The organism is Paraburkholderia sp. J63 (genome assembly GCF_905220245.1).
Lineage (GTDB): Bacteria > Pseudomonadota > Gammaproteobacteria > Burkholderiales > Burkholderiaceae > Paraburkholderia.
The window spans coordinates 73965-92629 of record NZ_CAJMZF010000032.1 but is presented as its reverse complement, the minus strand read 5'-3'; the positions used below and the strand labels follow the sequence as shown (position 1 = coordinate 92629).

Sequence of the window (18665 nt, the reverse complement as noted above, 5' to 3'; positions counted from 1 at the left end):
CAAAACGCGCCGTGCAAGACGGCGCGTTTCGCAAGCGAGCCGGCGCGCAGCCGGCAACGCTTTATCGCCTAGCTCTGCATGAGCCGCTTCTGCCGCCCGACGCTCATGATCAGCCCGATGGCGACGCCGAGCGTCGTGAGTGCGGTGCCGCCATAGCTCATGAACGGCAGCGGCACGCCCACCACGGGCAGGATGCCGCTCACCATGCCGATGTTCACGAACGCGTAGGTGAAGAACGCCATCGTGAGCGAGCCGGCCAGCAATCGCCCGAACAGCGTCGCGCCGTTGGCGGCGATATAGAGTCCGCGCGCGATCAGGCACATGTAGAGCGTGAGCAGCACGAGCCCGCCCGCCATGCCGAACTCCTCCGAGAACACCGCGAAGATGAAGTCGGTGTGCTTTTCGGGGATGAATTCCAGATGCGACTGCGTGCCCTTGAGCCAGCCCTTGCCGAGCGGGCCGCCCGAGCCGATCGCGATCACGGCCTGAATCGTGTGGAAGCCCTTGCCGAGCGGGTCGGAAGTGGGGTCGAGCAGCGTGCAGATGCGGTGCTTCTGGTAGTCGTGCATGAGCGGCCAGCTCACCTGCGGCTGGCAGATCCTGTCCTGGAACGCGGCGATCGACGCCACCGCGATCACGCCCGCAATGAGCACCGGCACGATCAGCTTGAACGAGAGCCCCGCGAAATAGATCACGAAAAACCCGGCGGCAAACACGAGCACGGCGGTGCCGAGGTCGGGCTGCTTGGCGATCAGCGCCACGGGCAGGAGCAGGATCACGAAGCCGACCAGAAAGTCGTACCAGCGCATCACGCCTTCGCGGCGCTGGTAGTACCACGCGAGCATGAGCGGCGTGGCGATCTTGAGAATTTCGGAGGGCTGAATCACGACGCCCACGTTGATCCAGCGTTTCGCGCCCTTGCGCGTGAGCCCGAACAGCGCGACCGCGATCAATAGCGCGATGCCGAACGTGTAGATGGGCACCGCGAAGCGCATGAGCGTGGTGGGCGGCACATTGGCGAGCGCCCACATCAGCACGAAGGTGAACATGATGTTGCGCAACTGGTCTTCGACGCGGCCCGGCATGTCGAGGGTCGCGCTGTAGAGCGTGACGATGCCCACGCACAGCAGCAGGAACACCGTGAGCGCGAGCGGGCGGTCGAAGCCCAGAAACATCTTGCGCAGCGCGTCGAGCACGGCGCGCTTGTCGATCTTGTCGAACTGGAAGAAAGGCATGGGAACTCCTTACTCGTCGATGCCGCCCGTGGCGGGCTTGGGCGGCGGCGCGAGCGTGGCCGCGTCGGGCGCGCTCGCGGGGCGGCGCGGGCGATGCGGACCGGGGCCGAAATGGCGCGCAAGCGCGGCGGCGGCGGGGCGCTGGGCCGGGGCGTCGCCGTCGGGGGAGGTCGAAGTGGCGCCCGAGGTGCCGGCGTTCACGGCATCGGTGCCATGGGCGGCTTCGGGTGCGACCGGCTGGGCGGGCGCATGGCGCGCTTTCTTGCCGGCGCCTGCGCTGGCGGGCCTGGCCGCGGCGGCTGGCGCTGTCGTGGCGGGCACGCCCGACGCCGCGGGAGGCGCCGAAGCCCCGGATGCCGCCGCGGCAGCCGAAGCAGCCTCGGCGGCCGAAGCCGCACCCGGTACGGGCAGCGGTGTGAAGCCGGCCGCCACCTTGACCGGCAGCGTCCCGGCGCTTTCCGAGGCGGCCTGCGGCGCGCCGCCGATCGTGGGTGCGGACGCGTCCTGCGTCGCCGAGGCCGCCTCGGCCACGGCCGCCTGCTCGACGCCGGGCTTGAGGCGATCGACGAGCCAGTAGTCGAGCACGCGGCGCGCGATCGGGCCTGCAGCCTGCGCGCCCCAGCCGCCGTTCTCGACGATCAGCGCGACGGCGATCTGCGGCTTGTCCGCCGGGGCGAATGCAATGAAGAGTGCATGGTCGCGCAGATTCTCGGCCAGCGCGTGCGCATGGTACTTGCCGCCCTGCAGCGAGAACACCTGCGCCGTGCCGGTCTTGCCCGCCGAGGTGTAGGGCGCGTTCGCGAAGATCTTGTACGCCGTGCCCGACGGATTCATCGTAACGCCTTCCATGCCGCGCTTCACGACGTCGATATCGGACTGCTTCACGTTCAGGCGCCCGCTTTCGCTCGGCACGGTCAGATGCTGCGCCTTCGTGATCGGATTTTCGATCTCCTTCACGAGGTGGGGCTTCATGAGGATGCCGTTGTCGGCGAGCGTGGCCGTGGCGTGCGCGAGCTGCAGGATCGTGAACGAGTTGTAGCCCTGGCCGATGCCGAGGCTGATCGTCTCGCCCTCGTACCACTTCTGCTGCTCGGGCTTGCGATAGGCCTTGCGCTTCCATTCGGTCGAAGGCAGGATGCCGCGCGCCTCGCCCGAGATGTCGATGCCCGTGAGCTGGCCGAAGCCGAGCGGCTTCATGAAGTTCGCGATGTTGTCCACGCCCAGGTCGTGCGCGAGCATGAAGAAGTAGGTGTCGTTCGACACCATGATCGCGCGGTTCATGTCGACCCAGCCCTGGCCCGAGCGCACGTCGTTGTTGAAGCGGTGGCCGCCGAACATGTAGTAGCCGGGGTCCGAGAAGCCCCAGCCCGGCGTGCGCTTGTGCAGCGTGAGCGCGGCGAGCGCCATGAACGGCTTGTAGGTCGAGCCGGGCGGATAGGTGCCGTGCAGCGGCCGGTTCAGCAGCGGGTGATCGGGCGAATTGTTCAGCGCGTCCCAGGTCTGCTGGTCGATGCCGTCCACGAAGGCGTTCGGGTCGAAGCTCGGCGCCGAGACGAACGCGAGAATGTCGCCCGTCGAAGGCTCGATCGCCACGAGCGCGCCGCGCTTGCCCGCGAAGGCCTGCTCGGCCACCTGCTGCAGGCCGATGTCGAGCGACAGCACGAGATTGTTGCCGGGCGTGGCCTGGGTGCGCTTGAGCGTGCGCACGGGGCGCCCGCCCGCCGTCACTTCGACTTCCTCGAAGCCGGTCAGGCCGTGCAGCTCGGTTTCGTAGCTCTGCTCGACGCCGATCTTGCCGATGTAGTCGGTGCCCTTGTAGTTGTTCGCATCGAGACGCGGATCGTAGTGCTCGGGATCGCTGTCGTTCTTGTCGCTCTCGTCGTCGATGCGTTCCTGGTCGCGCTGCGAGATGCGGCCGATATAGCCGATCACGTGCGCGGCCGTGGTGCCGAGCGGGTACTGGCGGAACAGACGCGCGCGCACCTCCACGCCGGGGAAGCGGAAGCGCTGGGCGGTGAAGCGCGCGACTTCGTCGTCGGTGAGGCGCGTGCGGATCGGCAGGCTCTCGAAGTTCTTCGAGTCTTCGAGCAGCTTCTTGAAGCGGCGGCGGTCGCGCTGATCGATCGGGATCACGGTCGAGAGCTGGTCGATCGTGTTGTCGAGCGTGTCGGTGAGCTTCGAGGGCGTGATTTCGAGCGTGTACGCCGAGTAGTTCTTCGCGAGCACCACGCCGTTGCGGTCGGTGATGATGCCGCGATTCGGCACGATGGGCGCGACCGAGATGCGGTTCTCGTCGGCCTGCAGCGAGTATTTGCTGTGGTTCCAGACCTGCAGATAGAGGAAGCGGAACGCGATCAGCCCGAAGCAGACGAACACGAACAGTCCCGCCGCCGCGACGCGCAGGCGGAACTTCGTGAGCTGCTGCTGGGTGTCCTTGAATTCGGTCATGCGGGGAGTGCACCGCGGCCCGCGCCTCGCTCAGGCGCTGCGGCGGGCCGGTAGAAAGGGTGGGTCATCGGTTGCGTCTTTCAACGGTGAGCGGCGCGCGGCCACTCAAATGGGCCGGGTGTCGTCGGGGTCGACGGGGCGGCGCTGCGGCAGCAGCAGCACGATGCTCGTGACCGGCCAGAGCACGGCCTCCACGAAGCCGCTGACGAGATAGCCCCAGCCGGGGAACGGCGCGCCCATCAGGAGCCGGACCACGAACGGGACGACCTGCGCGCCGACGAGCATCGGCATGACCGCGAACATCTGCACGCCGAGCGACATCCACAGCACGCGGCGGTGGATCGTGATCGCGCCGTACGAAAGCAGCGTGTAGGCGAGCGCATGCTCGCCGAGCAGATTCGCGTTGTGCACGTCCATCAGGATGCCGAGGCAGAACGCGATGCCCATGCCCACCTTGCGCGGCTGATGGATGTTCCAGAACAGCAGCACGAGCGCGACGAAGTCGGGAATGCCGGGCAGCTTGCCCCAAGGCAGCAGGTTCAGCAGGAACGCGGCGGCGAGGCTGAACGCGATGAAATACGGGTTGACCGGCTGCAGGATGTATTGCGGACGCGGCATCAATGGCCCCCCTGCGGCTTCGCGGGCGCGGCGGGCGGCGCTTTCTTCGCTGCGGCGTTCGCATGGGCCGGTTGCGCGCTTGACGGTGCATTCGCCGGTGCTTTGGTCGCCGCGTTCGCGGCCGGATTGGCCGTGGTTGCCTTCGATTGGTCGTCGGCTTTTTTATCCACGGGCTTGGCGGCCTTTTTCTTCTTCGCGTCCTTGGCGTCGGTTGCGGCCGCAGCGGAAGCGGCATCCGCGGCCTCGACCGGATTCGGCGGCACCTGGGCCACGAAATGCAGCACCAGCACTTCGCGCGCGCCGCGCACCGCCGCGAGCGGCATGCAGACCACGCGCGCAAACGCCGTGTCGGCCTGCTTGTCGATGCGCAGCACCTTCGCGACCGGCAGTCCTTGCGGATAGATGCCGTCGAGGCCGCTCGTCACGAGTTCGTCGCCGACTTGCACGTCGGCGCTGATCGGCACGAAGCGCAGATCGAGCAGGTCGCCCCTGGCCGTGCCGTAGATCACACTGCGCAGCCCGGTGCGCACGATCTCGACCGGTACGGCCTGGTCCTTGTCGGTCACGAGCGTGACTTCGGATTGCATCGGGAACACGCGCGTGACCTGGCCGATCACGCCGTCTTCGCTCACCACGGGCGCGCCGTTTTGCACGCCCTGCTGCGAGCCGCCGCCGATCACGACCTTCTGCGTGAACGGGTCGCGCGTGTCGTACTGGATCTCGGCGGGCGTGGTCTGCGCGCCGATGCGCTGCGAGAGCTGCAGCAGCGCGCGCAGATGCGTGTTTTCGGCGGCGAGCGATGCGGCTTCGTTGGCTTGCTGCGAGAGCTGGAGGTTGCGCGCGTGCAGCTTCGCGTTGTCCTGGCGCAACGACGCGCTCGTCACGGCGAGGTCGGCTGCGCCCATGAAGAGGTCGCGCGGCACGAGAGCGGCGCGCTGGAGCGGATAAAGACCCGCGCCGAGCACGCCGCGCACGACTTCGAGGGTCTTGAAGCGGGCGTCGGAGATGAGCAGCGCGATCGACAGAACGACGAAGAAAATGAGCCGTGCGAGTGCCGAAGGGCCTTGCTTGAAAAGAGGCGGCGGACTGTATTCCATGGTCGGCGCCGGGCGCGGTTCGGTGAGACTAACGATGAAACGTGAAATGCAACAGCGGCGCCGGGACGGGCGCCGCGCTGCGGACGGTGCAGCGGCGTGCGGGCCGCCGCAGCCAAGTGTGCTTCAATTGCGCCGCCTGTGCCCGGGCAGTGCACTGCTCCGGCAAAGGCGGGCGCTGCACGTGGCGCCGGGCGCCGCTGCGCTTACTCGTACGAGAAGATGCTGCCGAGCTTGTCCATGCGCTCGAGCGCCATGCCCGAGCCGCGCACGACGCAGGTGAGCGGGTCTTCGGCCACGAGCACCGGCAGGCCGGTTTCTTCGGCGAGCAGACGGTCGAGGTCGCGCAGCAGCGCGCCGCCGCCCGTGAGCATCATGCCGCGCTCGGCAATGTCGGCGCCCAGTTCCGGCGGCGTTTGCTCGAGCGCGATCTTCACCGACGAGACGATCTGGTTCAGCGGGTCGGTGAGCGCTTCGAGAATTTCGTTGCTCGAAATGGTGAAGCTGCGCGGAATGCCTTCCGAGAGGTTGCGGCCCTTCACTTCCATTTCCTTGACTTCGGAGCCGGGGAACGCCGAGCCGATTTCCTTCTTGATGGCTTCGGCGGTTTGCTCGCCGATCAGCATGCCGTAGTTGCGGCGGATGTAGTTGACGATGGCTTCGTCGAACTTGTCGCCGCCCACGCGCACCGAGCCCTTGTACACGATGCCGCCGAGCGAGATCACGCCCACTTCGGTCGTGCCGCCGCCGATGTCGACGACCATCGAGCCCGTGGCTTCCGAAACCGGCAGGCCCGCGCCGATGGCCGCGGCCATGGGTTCTTCGATCAGATAGACCTGCGAGGCGCCGGCGCCGTGCGCGGCTTCCTTGATCGCGCGGCGCTCGACCTGGGTGGAGCCGCACGGCACGCAGATGATGATGCGCGGCGACGGCGAGAACATGCGCGATTCGTGTGCAGTCTTGATGAACTGCTTGATCATCTGTTCCGTGACGGTGAAGTCGGCGATCACGCCGTCCTTCATCGGGCGGATGGCTTCGATATTGCCCGGCACCTTGCCGAGCATCTGCTTGGCTTCCTTGCCGACCGCCTGAATCGTTTTCTTGCCGTTCGGGCCGCCTTCCTGGCGGATGGACACGACCGAGGGTTCGTCGAGGACGATGCCCTTGCCGCGCATGTAGATCAGCGTGTTGGCGGTGCCGAGGTCGATCGCGAGATCGTTGGAGAAATAGCTACGCAGAAAACCGAACATTCAAAAATCCTGTCTCGCTTGTGGCCGACCAACGGACGAGCGGGTCACACGGGCGGCAGCGGAAAAAATAACAGCCTCAGGACGGGCGGAAAGCGCCGCCGCGAGGAGCCTGAAACTGCGGGAATGGTTACCGGAGCGGCACCCGTTGCGTGCCAACTGGGCGCACGTTGCTGCGATTCCGCGATGAAAGGCGGGCGCAAGGCGATCCGGGTTTGAGTCGAACGCGTAATGATACCTTATAATTTTGCCTGTTTTGCAGGATCCGGAAGGCAGTTTTTGACTTCGCCGAAGCTTTCTTCTACCCCCGGATCGGGTGCGATAAACCGCTGTTGCAGCACCGATTTTTCCGCACTGCCTCAGCCTCAATTTTTCCGGTGACCCGCATGGCCCTGACCCTGACCGATGTGAAGCGCATCGCGCATCTCGCGCGCCTCGAACTGGCCGAAGCCGAGGCCGGCAATACGCTCGAGCGCCTGAATAACTTCTTCGGGCTCGTCGAGCAGATGCAGGCCGTGGACACGACGGGCGTCGCGCCGCTCGCGCATCCGATCGAGCAGATCGAAGACGTCGCGCTGCGGCTGCGCGAGGACGCGGTAACCGAAACCGTGGACCGCGACGCTTTCCAGCGTCCCGCGCCCGCGGTACAGGACGGACTTTACCTCGTGCCGCGCGTAATTGAGTAAACACGCGCTCATTTCCCGTTATTTTCGATGAAGTTCGAGTCATATGACTTTAACTTCCGGAATGCGGAAACCCGAATCCGGCGCGGCGCGGCGGCACTCGCGCGCGAGGCGCTCCCGGCGGTGCGAACGTTGTGGGCGCGCCGTTACGTTCTTCCAGGAATCACGCAATGCATGACAAAAGCTTGACCGAACTGCGCGCCGCGCTGGCCGCGAAGGCATGCTCCGCCGTCGAACTGGCCCAGCATTTTCTGGGTCGAATTGACGCACATCAGGATTTGAACGCCTTCGTCGACGTCAATCCCGAATTGACGCTCGCCCAGGCCAAGGCTGCCGACGCGCTGCTGCACTCGGGCCACGCGGGCCCGCTCGCCGGCATTCCGCTCGCGCACAAGGACGTGTTCGTCACGCGCGGCTGGCGCTCGACCGCCGGCTCGAAGATGCTTGCAAACTATGTGAGCCCGTTCGACGCGACCGTGGTGGCGCGGCTCGAGCGCGCGGGCATGGTCTGCCTCGGCAAGACCAACATGGACGAATTCGCGATGGGTTCGTCCAACGAGAACTCGCATTTCGGCGCCGTGAAGAACCCGTGGGACAAAAAGGCCGTGCCGGGCGGCTCGTCGGGCGGCTCGGCCGCGGCCGTGGCCGCGCGCCTCGCGCCCGCCGCCACCGGCACCGACACGGGCGGCTCGATCCGTCAGCCCGCGTCGTTCTCGGGCGTGACGGGCATCAAGCCCACTTACGGCCGCGTCTCGCGCTACGGCATGATCGCGTTCGCCTCGTCGCTCGACCAGGGCGGCCCATTCGCGCAGAGCGCCGCCGATTGCGCGCTGCTGCTCAATGCGATGGCGGGCTTCGACGAGCGCGATTCCACGAGCCTCACGCGCGACGACGAAGACTACACGCGCCACCTGGGTCAGACGTGGAGTGCGAACGCAACGGCCGACAAGCCGCTCGCGGGCCTGCGCATCGGCCTGCCGAAGGAATACTTCGGCGCGGGTCTTGCCGACGACGTGCGCGCCGCCATCGACGCCGCTCTCAAGGTGTACGAAGCGCTTGGCGCGACGCTCGTGGAAGTCACGCTGCCGAAGACCGAGCTCTCGATTCCCGTCTATTACGTGATCGCGCCGGCGGAAGCCTCGTCGAACCTCTCGCGCTTCGACGGCGTGCGCTACGGCCATCGCGCGGCCGAATACACCGACCTCTCCGACATGTACAAGAAGTCGCGCGCAGAGGGCTTCGGCCCTGAAGTGAAGCGCCGCATTCTCGTGGGCACCTACGTGCTGTCGCACGGCTACTACGACGCGTACTACCTGCAGGCGCAGAAGATCCGCCGCATCATCGCGCAGGACTTCCAGGAAGCGTTCAAGCAGTGCGACGTGATCATGGGACCCGTCGCGCCCAGCGTGGCATGGGACATCGGCGCGAAGGGCGACGATCCGCTGCAGATGTATCTCGCGGACATCTACACGCTTTCCACGAGCCTCGCGGGCCTGCCCGGCATGAGCGTGCCGTGCGGCTTCGGCGCGGGGGCCAACGCGCAGCGTCCCGTCGGTCTGCAGATCGTCGGCAACTATTTCAACGAGGCCCGCATGCTGCAGGTCGCCGACGCTTTCCAGCGCGCGACCGAATGGCATCGCAAGGCGCCGGCAGGGGTGTGAACATGGCTACACAGTGGGAAGTCGTAATCGGTCTCGAGACGCACGCGCAATTGTCGACGGCGTCGAAGATCTTCTCGGGCGCGTCGACGCAATTCGGCGCGGCCCCGAACACGCAGGCCTGCCCCGTCGATCTCGCGCTGCCGGGCGTGCTGCCGGTGATGAACCGCGGCGCCGTCGAGCGCGCGATCCGCTTCGGCCTCGCGATCGACGCGGCGGTCGCGCCGCGCAGCATCTTCGCGCGCAAGAATTACTTCTACCCGGACCTGCCGAAGGGCTATCAGATCAGCCAGTACGAGATTCCGGTCGTGCAGGGCGGGAAGATCACGATCCAGGTGCCCGCCAACGAAAAGGCCGGCAAGGAAGCGTACGAGAAGACCATCAATCTCACGCGCGCGCACCTCGAAGAGGACGCGGGCAAGTCGCTGCACGAAGACTTCGCGGGCATGACGGGCATCGACCTGAACCGCGCCGGCACGCCGCTGCTCGAAATCGTTACGGAACCTGAAATGCGCAGCGCCGCCGAGGCGGTGGCGTATGCGAAGTCGCTGCACACGCTCGTCGTGTGGCTCGGCATTTGCGACGGCAACATGCAGGAAGGCTCGTTCCGCTGCGACGCGAACGTCTCCGTGCGCCCGGTCGGCCAGAAGGAATTCGGCACGCGCGCCGAGATCAAGAACCTGAACTCGTTCCGCTTCCTCGAAGAAGCGATCCAGTACGAAGTGCGCCGCCAGATCGAGCTGATCGAAGACGGCGGCACGGTGGTGCAGGAAACGCGCCTCTACGACCCGGACAAGCGCGAGACGCGCTCGATGCGCAGCAAGGAAGACGCGCACGATTACCGCTATTTCCCCGACCCCGATCTGATGCCGCTCGTGATCGACGCGGCGTGGATCGAGCGCGTGAAGAGCGCGATGCCCGAATTGCCCGCGACGATGCAGACGCGCTTCGTCGAGCAGTACGGCGTGACGCCCTACGACGCGAACGTGCTCACGTCGAGCAAGGCGATGGCCGCGTACTTCGAAGCCGTCGTGGCGAAGACGGGCGCGCCCCAGGCGAAGGCCGCCGCGAACTGGCTGATGGGCGAAGTGTCCTCGCAGCTGAACCGCGAAGGCCTCGAGATCGACGCCTCGCCGGTGTCGGCCGCGCAGTTCGCGCTGCTGATCCAGCGCATCGCCGACGGCACGATCTCGAACAAGATCGCGAAGGAAGTGTTCCAGGCGATGTGGGACGAGAAGGCAACGGACGAAGCCGCGGCGGACCGCATCATTGAAGCGAAGGGCCTCAAGCAGATTTCGGACACCGGCGCGCTCGAAGCGATCATCGACGAGGTGCTCGCGGCGAACCCGAAGTCGGTCGAGGAATTCCGCGCCGGCAAGGAAAAGGCGTTCAACGCGCTGATCGGCCAGGCGATGAAGGCCACCAAGGGCAAGGCGAACCCGCAGCAGGTCAATGAACTGCTGAAAAAGAAGCTGGGCTGATACGCTGTTGATCGGCAAGCTGGCGAGGCGGCGTCGTGCAAGGTGTGCGGCGCCGCCTTGCCGCTTCATGTGCCTGAATCCGGTGCTGAACCAGTTGCGTGAGTCCGGGCGGCCGAATCTACAAGGAGAGCAATAGCGATGGCGAAGTCCCCGAGTCTCGACGATTATCGCGTGCCGTATTTCGGCGACAAGAAAGCGGACAAGTTCTCGCCCGAGGCGATCGACCCGGCGACGAAACCATTCTCGACCGGCAGCAAGGACGGCGACCGCGAGCGTCTTGCGGAAATCGGCGCCAAGCTCGACGTGCAGCAGGAGCGCCTGCATGCGCAGCGTCATCATCGCGTGCTGCTGGTGCTGCAAGGCATGGACACGAGCGGCAAGGACGGCACCATCCGCGGCGTGTTCCACGAGGTCGATCCGCTCGGCCTGCGCGTCGTGCCGTTTCGCGCGCCCACGCCCATCGAGGCGGCGCACGATTTCCTCTGGCGCGTGCACATGCAGGTGCCGGGTGCGGGCGAGCTGGCCATCTTCAACCGCAGCCATTACGAAGACGTGCTCGTGCCGCGCGTGATGGAGCAGATCGACAAGGGCGAATGCGAGCGCCGCTACCGGCAGATCCGCGACTTCGAGCAGATGCTCGCCGAGAACGGCACGACCATCATCAAGTGCTGGCTGCACATCTCGAAGGACGAGCAGCGCCGCCGCCTCCAGTCGCGCATCGACGACCCCACCAAGCACTGGAAATTCGATCTTTCCGATCTCGAGGCGCGCCAGCACTGGGACGCCTACCAGGCGGCGTATCGCGAGGCGCTCGCGGCCACGTCCACGGAAATCGCGCCCTGGTACGTGATTCCCGCCGACTCGAAGACGCATCGCAACGTGATGGTGGCCGAGTTGCTGCTGCGCCTGATGGACGGACTCAAGCTCGAATTTCCGCCCGCCAAGCCCGAGCTCAAGGGCGTGACGATCGAGTGACGCCTCACGGCGGCTCGAATGCGTCCACGGGCATCATCCCAAACCGCGCAAACCAAAAGGACTGAAGACATGCTGCGTGTGATCACTGCGAACCTCAACGGCATCCGCTCCGCGGCGAAGAAGGGCTTCTTCGAATGGTTCGGCGAGCAGAACGCCGACGTACTCTGCGTGCAGGAAATCAAGTGCTCGCAGGACGACATGACGCCCGAATTCATGGCGCCCCACGATTTCAAGGGCTATTTCCAGCACGCCGTGAAGAAGGGCTATAGCGGCGCGGGCGTCTATACGCGCCACGAACCCGACGACGTGATCATCGGCTTCGGCAGCGAGGAGTTCGACGCCGAAGGCCGCTACGTCGAGACGCGCTTCGGCAAGCTCTCGGTGATTTCGGTCTACGTGCCCTCGGGCTCGAGCGGCGATGAGCGCCAGGAGGCGAAGTACCGCTTCATGGACGCGTTCCTGCCGCATCTGGAAGAGCTCAAGCGCGAGCGCGAAGTGATCCTGTGCGGCGACGTCAACATCGTCCACAAGGAAATCGACATCAAGAACTGGAAGGGCAACCAGAAGAACTCCGGCTGCCTGCCCGAGGAGCGCGCGTGGCTCACGAAGCTCTTCGAGGACGTGGGCTACGTCGACGTGTTCCGCACGCTCGACCCGCGCCCCGAGCAGTACACGTGGTGGAGCAACCGCGGCCAGGCCTACGCGAAGAACGTGGGCTGGCGTATCGACTACGAGATCGCGACGCCCGGCATCGCGGCCACGGCGAAGCACACGTCCATCTTCAAGGACATCAAGTTCAGCGACCACGCGCCGCTGACCATCGACTACGACTACAAGATCAAGAAGCGTTGAGCGTGCGGGACGCGGCGCAAGACGCTGCGTCGTTGCCGGGCATCAAGGCGCGGACACCACCTTGCGCTTTTGCACCGCCGGAATGCCCTGATAGTCGGGCAAGCTCGCGAGCGGCTTGCCGATCGCCTTCGCGTAGAGCGGCATCATGTCGGCGAGCCGCTTGGCGATGTCGGCGCGCCGCGCCGGCGTGTACGGATGCACGTAGATGAAGCCCTGGTCGCGGTCGGCGCGCGTGGCCACCGCGAGCTTGTCCCAGAGCGTGAGCGCCGCGCGCGGATCGTAGCCCGCGCGCGCGGCGATGTCGCTGCCGATCACGTCGGCTTCGGTTTCGTCGTCGCGGCCATAGTGCATCTCCACGAGGCGCGAGCCGATGCCGAGCGGGAACATGCCGAGATCGGCGAGCCCGAACAGCTGCGGCACCACGCCCGCCTCGATCTGCGCAGCCTGCTGCTCGCCCAGGCGCTCGCGCACGTGCTCGCGCACCGCATGCGCGATCTCGTGGCCGAGCAGCATGCCGAGCTCGTTGTCGTTGAGCTTCACGCGGTCGAGCAGGCCGCCGTACACGACGATCTTGCCGCCCGGCAGGCAGTACATGCGAATGTCGGGCGAGCGGATCACGGCCACTTCCCACTTCCAGCTCTTCACGCGGTCGCTCCACTTGAGCGCATAGGGCGCGAGCCGGTCGACGAACTCGCGCACGCGCTGCACGTGCGGATCGGAGTCGGGGTAGAGCAGCTTCGAGTGCGCCGCGCCGCGCACGATCTCGTTGTACTCGGCGGCGGCCTGCGCTTCGAGCATCGGCGAGGGAATCAGGTTGCGAAACGCCGCGATGTTGCCGAAGCGCACGACGCGGCCCGTGTTCGGGCCGCTGGCGTTGGCGGCATTGTTGCCCGGTGCCGTCTGTGCGTTTTCGCCCGAGGATGCGGCGGCCGCGCCGGGCGTTTCCGCGGCGCTGGTGGGCGGCGCCGGCGGCGTGGCTGACGTGTTGCCGGACGCGCCGTTGGACGCGTTCGGGGTTGCGTTCGAGGTTGAGTTGGAAGGTGCGCTGGCGGCCGTATTCTCGGCGGCGCGGGCAAGCCCGGCATCGAGCATGCCCCAGACGGGTAGCGTTGCCGCCAAAGCTAGCGCGAGCGCGCCGCTTGCCGTGCGCATGCGCACGTGTAACGCCGCCGCCGAACCCGTGCCGCGCGCGTTTGCAACTGCGCTTGCAACTACATTTGCACCCGCGTCGCGCCGCCCCTGATCCGCTGTTCGGTGCGCGTCGCGCCATCCCGGACGGCCGGGCGTCGGGCGATGGGCGGGCACGGCATGCTGGGGGGACTTCACGACCGGATTCTCCACGGGGCGATACGAATGAGCAGGAGCATACCCGGTACAGCCAGCACCGTGCAGACGATGAAATAGTCGAACCAGCCGATCTTCGCGACCACGTAACCGCTGGCCGCGGACGCGAGCGTGCGCGGCACCGAAGCGAGGCTCGTGAACAGCGCGAATTGCGTGGCCGTGTAGCGCGGATCGGTCGTGCTGGCGATATACGCGGTGAAGGCGGCGAGCGTGAGGCCGGTCGCGAAGGTCTCCAGACCGTAGACGAGCGCGAGCGCGGCGGCGCGCGGGTCCAGCGCGAGCTGCGCGTTCAGGCCGACCATGCCGGCAACATGCGCGAAGCCGTGGCTCACCGACACGATGGCATCATAGATGAGCGCAAGCGAGTGCGAGCCCGGGCCGAGTTGCGCGAGCCAGGCGAAGCCGAGCGTCGAGACCATCTGCAGGAAGCCGAAGATCCACAGGCCGCGCCCGATGCCGATCTTCACGAGCGCCACGCCGCCGATGATGCCGCCCGCGAGACTCGCGCCGAACGCGGTCATCTTCGCGATTACGCCGATCTCGGTGCGCGAGTAGCCGATGTCGAGGAAGAACGACGTCGACAGCGTCGTGGCCATCGTGTCGCCGAGCTTGTAGAGAAAGATGAACGCGAGCACGAAGAGCGCCGCGCGCAGGCCGTCGCGCTTCACGAATTCGGCGAACGGCTGCACGATCGCCTGGCCCAGATTCTTCGGCGGCGCGCCGTGCACTTCGGGCTCGCTCACCACGAGCGACATGATCATGCCGGGCACCATGAACGCCGCCGTCACGACGAACACGGTGCTCCACGGCAGATGGTCGGAGAGAATCAGCGCGAGCGAGCCCGGCACGAGCGCCGCGATCTTGTACGCGTTCACGTGCACCGCATTGCCGAGGCCCTGCTCGGTGTCCTTGAGCAGCTCGCGCCGGTAGGCGTCGATGGCGATGTCCTGGCTCGCGCCGAAGAGCGCCACGAGCGCCGTGAGCGCGGCCACGGTCCAGATCGAGTCCCTCGGCGAGACGAAGCCGAGCGTGGCGATCGCGCCCGCCACGAGAATCTGCGTGACGAGCATCCAGCCGCGCCTGCGCCCCGGACGCCAGCCGGGCAGGCGCGGCACGTAGCGGTCCATGAGCGGCGCCCAGACGAACTTCCACGTATAGGGAAACTGGATCAGCGCAAAGAGGCCGATTTCCTTGAGATTGACGCCCTCGGAGCGCAGCCACGCCTGCACGAGATAGACGAGCGTGAAGAGGGGCAGCCCCGAGGTGAAGCCGAGAAACACGCAGATCAGCATGTGCGTGTTCAGATACGCGCGCCAGCCGGGGTGTTCTTCGTGTGCGTCGAGGTTGTGTGGCGTGTGCGGCGTGGGTGGCGTTTGGGGTGCCTCGGACGCCTCGGACGTCTGGGAGGGGTGGGTCTTGGCCTCTTGGGGCGAATTCTGCATGTCGTCCGGAGTGTCGTCGGAGGGCGGCGGCGCGGTGACCAGCGTGGTTTCCAGGTCTGTAATCTGTGAAAGAGGCGCGACGCCGCTGCCGGCGTCAGCGCTTCTTTACGCGATAGACCGCAAGACTACCACGCCAGTTCACGCCCCATCGAACCGTCTGGCCCCCGTGCAGCACGGCGCGGTCGAGAATCTCGATGCCGACCTCGGGCGCGAGCGCCTCGAAGTCCTTCACCGTGAGCACGCGCACGTTCGGCGTGTTGTGCCACTGGTAAGGCAGCGACTTCGAAACCGGCATGCGTCCGCGCAGCACCGAAAGCCGGTGCGGCCAGTAGCCGAAGTTCGGAAACGAGACGATGCATTCCTTGCCCACGCGCGCCGTCTCGCGCAGGATCGCGGCGGTCTGGTGAATGGTCTGCAAGGTCTGCGAGAGGATCGCGAAGTCGAAGCTCGCGTCTTCGAAAAGACGCAGGCCGTCCTCCAGATTCTGCTGGATCACGTTGATGCCGTTTTTCGTCGAGGCGAGCACGCCCGCGTCGTTGATCTCGATGCCGTAGCCCGAGCATTCGAGTTCCTCGGAGAGCAGCGAGAGCAGCGCGCCGTCGCCGCAGCCGAGATCGAGCACGGTCGAGCGCGGCTCGACCCAGCGCGCGATGGTGCGAAAGTCGGGACGGGCGGAAAGACTGTCTAAAGCGCTCTGGTTCATGCGCCCACCTCGTTGGCAATGCGTTCGTAATAGGCGCGCACGACGCCGTGATAGCGCGCGTCGTCGAGCAGGAAGGCGTCGTGGCCGTGCGGCGCGTCGATCTCGGCGTAGGTCACCTGGCGCTTGTGATCGAGCAGCGCCTTCACGAGCTCGCGCGAGCGCGCGGGCGCGAAACGCCAGTCGGTGGAAAAGCTCGCCACGAGATACTTCGCCTTCGTGTGCGCGAGCGCGCGCGTGAGATCGCCGTCGAAGTCCTTGGCGGGATCGAAGTAATCGAGCGCGCGCGTGATGAGCAGATACGTGTTGGCGTCGAAGTAATCGGCGAACTTGTCGCCCTGGTAGCGCAGGTACGACTCCACCTCGAACTCCACGTCGAAGTTGAAGTTGTAGCCGTTCTGGGCGCCCTCGGCGCGGCGCAGCGCGCGGCCGAACTTCTCGGCCATGTCGTCGTCCGAAAGATAGGTGATGTGCCCGATCATGCGCGCCACGCGCAGGCCGCGCCTCGGCTTCACGTCGTGCGCGTAGTAGTCGCCGCCGTGGAAGTCGGGGTCCGAGAGGATCGACGAGCGCGCGACCTCGTTGAACGCGATGTTCTGCGCGGAGAGCTTGGGCGTGGAGGCGACCACGATGCAGTGCGCGAGCCGGTCCGGATAGCGCAGGCTCCAGGCGAGCGCCTGCATGCCGCCGAGGCTGCCGCCCATCACGGCGGCAAACTTCTCGATGCCGAAGCGGTCGGCCACGCGCGCCTGGGCGTCCACCCAGTCCTCCACCGTCACCACCGGAAAGCGCGCGCCCCACGGCTTGCCCGTGGCGGGGTCCGTGCTCATCGGGCCGGTCGAGCCGAAGCACGAGCCCAGGTTGTTCACGCCGATCACGAAGAAGCGGTTGGTGTCGAGCGGCTTGCCCGGGCCCACCATGTTGTCCCACCAGCCGACGTCTTTCGGGTTGTCCGCGTAGACGCCCGCGACGTGATGCGACGCATTGAGCGCGTGACAGACGAGCACCGCATTGCTGCGCGCGGCGTTGAGCGTGCCGTAAGTCTCGACCACGAGGTCGTACCCGGCCAGCGCCGTGCCGTTCTGCAGTTGCAGGGGCTCGTCGAAATGCAGTGTTTGAGGAGCGACGATGCCGATCGATTCCATTCGTTCCGCCTTGGTTTTCTGGGCGGCTAAACGGTGTCGGCGGGCGCGGAGTGCGAAAGGATTGGCGCAGCTGACGACCTCTTTAGCCGCATTTATATCGAACTCCAGACCTGAGGCCCAGGGTTCACGCGCCCGCAATCGAGTCAGCAAATCGGCGCGTGGGTGATGCACAACGAACGCAAAGTATAACGGAAAACGCCAGGCGCCCCGCACCCTCGTACATTAACGCAGCCGAACCGGCGCGCGAGCGGCGCTGCGCGCGCTTGCGTGCCGCTGGTGCGCCGCTCGCGCGCCGCGCGGCTCAGACGCCGGCCGGATGCGCGTTGCGCCAGCGGCGCAGGCCGAACGCGGCGACGATCATCAAGACGCCGTAAAGGATCGCGTAGGCGGCGATCACCCAGATGAGCGAGAGCGCGCCCGCGCCCGGGAACATGATGATGAAGAAGCCCACCGCGGCGGAGAGCAGCCCCGAAAGGCCGACCGCCCACGGATGCGCGATCGCGTGGCGGTACTGGATCGCGTAGATGATCTCGAACACGCCCACGGCGAGCGCCCAGAAGCCGATGATCATCACGAGGACGATGGCCGTCTCGCCGGGCCAGAAGAACGCCACGAGCCCCGCGATCAGGCCGATCAGCCCCACGACGATATACGACCAGCGCCGCGTGCCGCCGCCGCGCGCGCCGTAGAGGAGCGCGAAGGCGCCGTCGACGATCGCGTAGGCGCCCCAGACGATGGCGAGCGTGAGCACGGTGAGGCCGGGCCAGGCGAACGCGAGCACGCCGAACACGATGGCGGCAATGCCGCGCGCGAGCAGCCACCCCCAATGGGCGGAGAGGCCGGCGAGAATGGGCAGGGCGGCGGGCGGGACTGGACGATTCATGCGTATCTTCTCCTTGTCGATGCGCGCCTCCTGCTTGGCCGCGCTACTGAAGAATCACGCGAATCTGCTCGTCGGCGTGCTCGCTGGGCGAGCGCTTGAAGCCGCTTTGCGCATAGCGGTGCCAGCAACCGATCACGTAGCGCACGAGCAAATTGGCGCGAACAGCGGGATCGTAACCGGTTTTCGACAAGCGGCCTTCGGCCGTGCCGCCCGCGGCTTGCGCCTGCTCCGCGAGGCTCACGCGCAGGCACTGGCGCAAGGTGGCCTCGATGCGGTCGAGCATCTGGTTCACGCGTTCGGCGAGGCGCTCGTGCTCGCCCACGAGCGCCTCGCAGGTCAGCACGCGCGTCATGCCGGCGTTCTTCGCCGAAAACTGAATCAGCATCAGGGCGATCGCGCGCGCCTGCAAAGCGCCGCTCGGCTCCTTCGCGACGATCTGGTTGATCAACTGGAACAGCGTCTGCTCGATGAAGTCGATGAGGCCTTCGTACATCTGCGCCTTGCTCGCGAAATGGCGATAGAGCGCGGCCTCGGAGACGTTCAGGCGCGCGGCGAGCGCGGCGGTGGTGATCTTTTCTCCGCGCGGCGTTTCGAGCATCGACGCGAGCGTCTGGAGGATATGCACGCGGCGCTCGCCCGGCTTCGGACGGGTGCCGCGGCGCGGTGCGGCGTCTGGAGATTCGGCTGCTGTGGTTGCTACGACTGGGTCACGCGTTTCGATCGGCTGCATGAATGTCGCCCCCTGGGTCCGGCTGGCGGGCTGCAATCCCGCCGGGCCGCTTGAGTCTTGCCGTTTATTGTCGCTCCGGATGGGTTGCGGCTCCGGATTCGCTGCGTTTTTGCTGTTTTCTTGTTGCGTT

Annotated in this window: 16 protein-coding genes; 5 read left to right on the top strand and 11 right to left on the bottom strand. The window is 66.4% G+C overall.

Annotation, left to right across the window (positions count from 1 at the left end):
- Positions 1 to 68: 68 nt before the first annotated feature.
- The 5 genes from rodA to U5775_RS27780 all read right to left on the bottom strand — a co-directional run bounded on the left by rodA (position 69) and on the right by U5775_RS27780 (position 6645).
- Positions 69 to 1235, bottom strand: coding sequence for a rod shape-determining protein RodA (rodA, locus tag U5775_RS27800; RefSeq protein WP_322061312.1), 1167 nt, complete (start codon positions 1233 to 1235; stop codon positions 69 to 71).
- Between the two features lie 9 nt (positions 1236 to 1244).
- A complete protein-coding gene (gene mrdA / locus U5775_RS27795) occupies positions 1245 to 3683 on the bottom strand; it encodes a penicillin-binding protein 2 (RefSeq protein ID WP_322061311.1) in 2439 nt (812 codons plus the stop codon).
- A 105-nt stretch (positions 3684 to 3788) separates the two neighbouring features.
- Positions 3789 to 4301 (bottom strand): rod shape-determining protein MreD, encoded by a 513-nt coding sequence (gene mreD / locus U5775_RS27790; RefSeq protein WP_322061310.1) that lies wholly within the window; start codon positions 4299 to 4301, stop codon positions 3789 to 3791.
- Positions 4301 to 5398, bottom strand: a complete 1098-nt coding sequence (gene mreC / locus U5775_RS27785; protein WP_322061309.1) for a rod shape-determining protein MreC — start codon at positions 5396 to 5398, stop codon at positions 4301 to 4303. The genes mreD and mreC overlap by 1 nt, the downstream gene beginning before the upstream one ends.
- Positions 5399 to 5601: 203 nt before the next feature.
- Entirely contained in the window at positions 5602 to 6645 is a 1044-nt protein-coding gene (locus U5775_RS27780; RefSeq protein WP_004189550.1) for a rod shape-determining protein, read from the bottom strand.
- Positions 6646 to 7028: 383 nt separating this feature from the next.
- Between U5775_RS27780 and gatC the strand changes: the two genes are divergently transcribed.
- The 5 genes from gatC (at position 7029) to U5775_RS27755 (ending at position 12291) form a co-directional block, all read left to right on the top strand.
- On the top strand, positions 7029 to 7328 hold the full coding sequence (gene gatC / locus U5775_RS27775) for an Asp-tRNA(Asn)/Glu-tRNA(Gln) amidotransferase subunit GatC (protein ID WP_322061308.1): 300 nt from the start codon (positions 7029 to 7031) through the stop codon (positions 7326 to 7328).
- A 167-nt stretch (positions 7329 to 7495) separates the two neighbouring features.
- The gene (gene gatA, locus U5775_RS27770; RefSeq protein ID WP_322061307.1) at positions 7496 to 8986 is read left to right on the top strand and encodes an Asp-tRNA(Asn)/Glu-tRNA(Gln) amidotransferase subunit GatA; all 1491 of its coding nucleotides are present in this window, start codon (positions 7496 to 7498) and stop codon (positions 8984 to 8986) included.
- A 2-nt stretch (positions 8987 to 8988) separates the two neighbouring features.
- Positions 8989 to 10464, top strand: a complete 1476-nt coding sequence (gene gatB, locus U5775_RS27765; RefSeq protein ID WP_322061306.1) for an Asp-tRNA(Asn)/Glu-tRNA(Gln) amidotransferase subunit GatB — start codon at positions 8989 to 8991, stop codon at positions 10462 to 10464.
- Positions 10465 to 10602: 138 nt separating this feature from the next.
- On the top strand, positions 10603 to 11439 hold the full coding sequence (locus tag U5775_RS27760) for a PPK2 family polyphosphate kinase (RefSeq protein ID WP_322061305.1): 837 nt from the start codon (positions 10603 to 10605) through the stop codon (positions 11437 to 11439).
- A gap of 69 nt (positions 11440 to 11508) precedes the next feature.
- On the top strand, positions 11509 to 12291 hold the full coding sequence (locus U5775_RS27755) for an exodeoxyribonuclease III (RefSeq protein WP_322061304.1): 783 nt from the start codon (positions 11509 to 11511) through the stop codon (positions 12289 to 12291).
- A 42-nt stretch (positions 12292 to 12333) separates the two neighbouring features.
- Here the strand turns inward: U5775_RS27755 and U5775_RS27750 are convergent, their stop codons facing one another.
- The 6 genes from U5775_RS27750 to slmA all read right to left on the bottom strand — a co-directional run bounded on the left by U5775_RS27750 (position 12334) and on the right by slmA (position 18535).
- Positions 12334 to 13617 (bottom strand): M48 family metallopeptidase, encoded by a 1284-nt coding sequence (locus U5775_RS27750; RefSeq protein ID WP_322061303.1) that lies wholly within the window; start codon positions 13615 to 13617, stop codon positions 12334 to 12336.
- Positions 13614 to 15077 carry an AmpG family muropeptide MFS transporter gene (locus U5775_RS27745; protein ID WP_322061302.1) on the bottom strand — a complete coding sequence of 488 codons (1464 nt, stop codon included), beginning with the start codon at positions 15075 to 15077 and terminating at the stop codon, positions 13614 to 13616. Before U5775_RS27745 ends, U5775_RS27750 begins: the two co-directional genes overlap by 4 nt.
- Before the next feature lie 94 nt (positions 15078 to 15171).
- Entirely contained in the window at positions 15172 to 15780 is a 609-nt protein-coding gene (gene metW / locus U5775_RS27740) for a methionine biosynthesis protein MetW (RefSeq protein WP_322061301.1), read from the bottom strand.
- Positions 15777 to 16922: a homoserine O-succinyltransferase MetX gene (metX, locus tag U5775_RS27735; protein ID WP_322061300.1), complete on the bottom strand. Its 1146-nt coding sequence runs from the start codon at positions 16920 to 16922 to the stop codon at positions 15777 to 15779. The genes metW and metX overlap by 4 nt, the downstream gene beginning before the upstream one ends.
- 301 nt (positions 16923 to 17223) lie before the next feature.
- Positions 17224 to 17805: an HdeD family acid-resistance protein gene (locus U5775_RS27730; RefSeq protein WP_322061299.1), complete on the bottom strand. Its 582-nt coding sequence runs from the start codon at positions 17803 to 17805 to the stop codon at positions 17224 to 17226.
- A gap of 43 nt (positions 17806 to 17848) precedes the next feature.
- Positions 17849 to 18535, bottom strand: a complete 687-nt coding sequence (slmA, locus tag U5775_RS27725; protein WP_322061298.1) for a nucleoid occlusion factor SlmA — start codon at positions 18533 to 18535, stop codon at positions 17849 to 17851.
- Between the last annotated feature and the right edge of the window lie 130 nt (positions 18536 to 18665).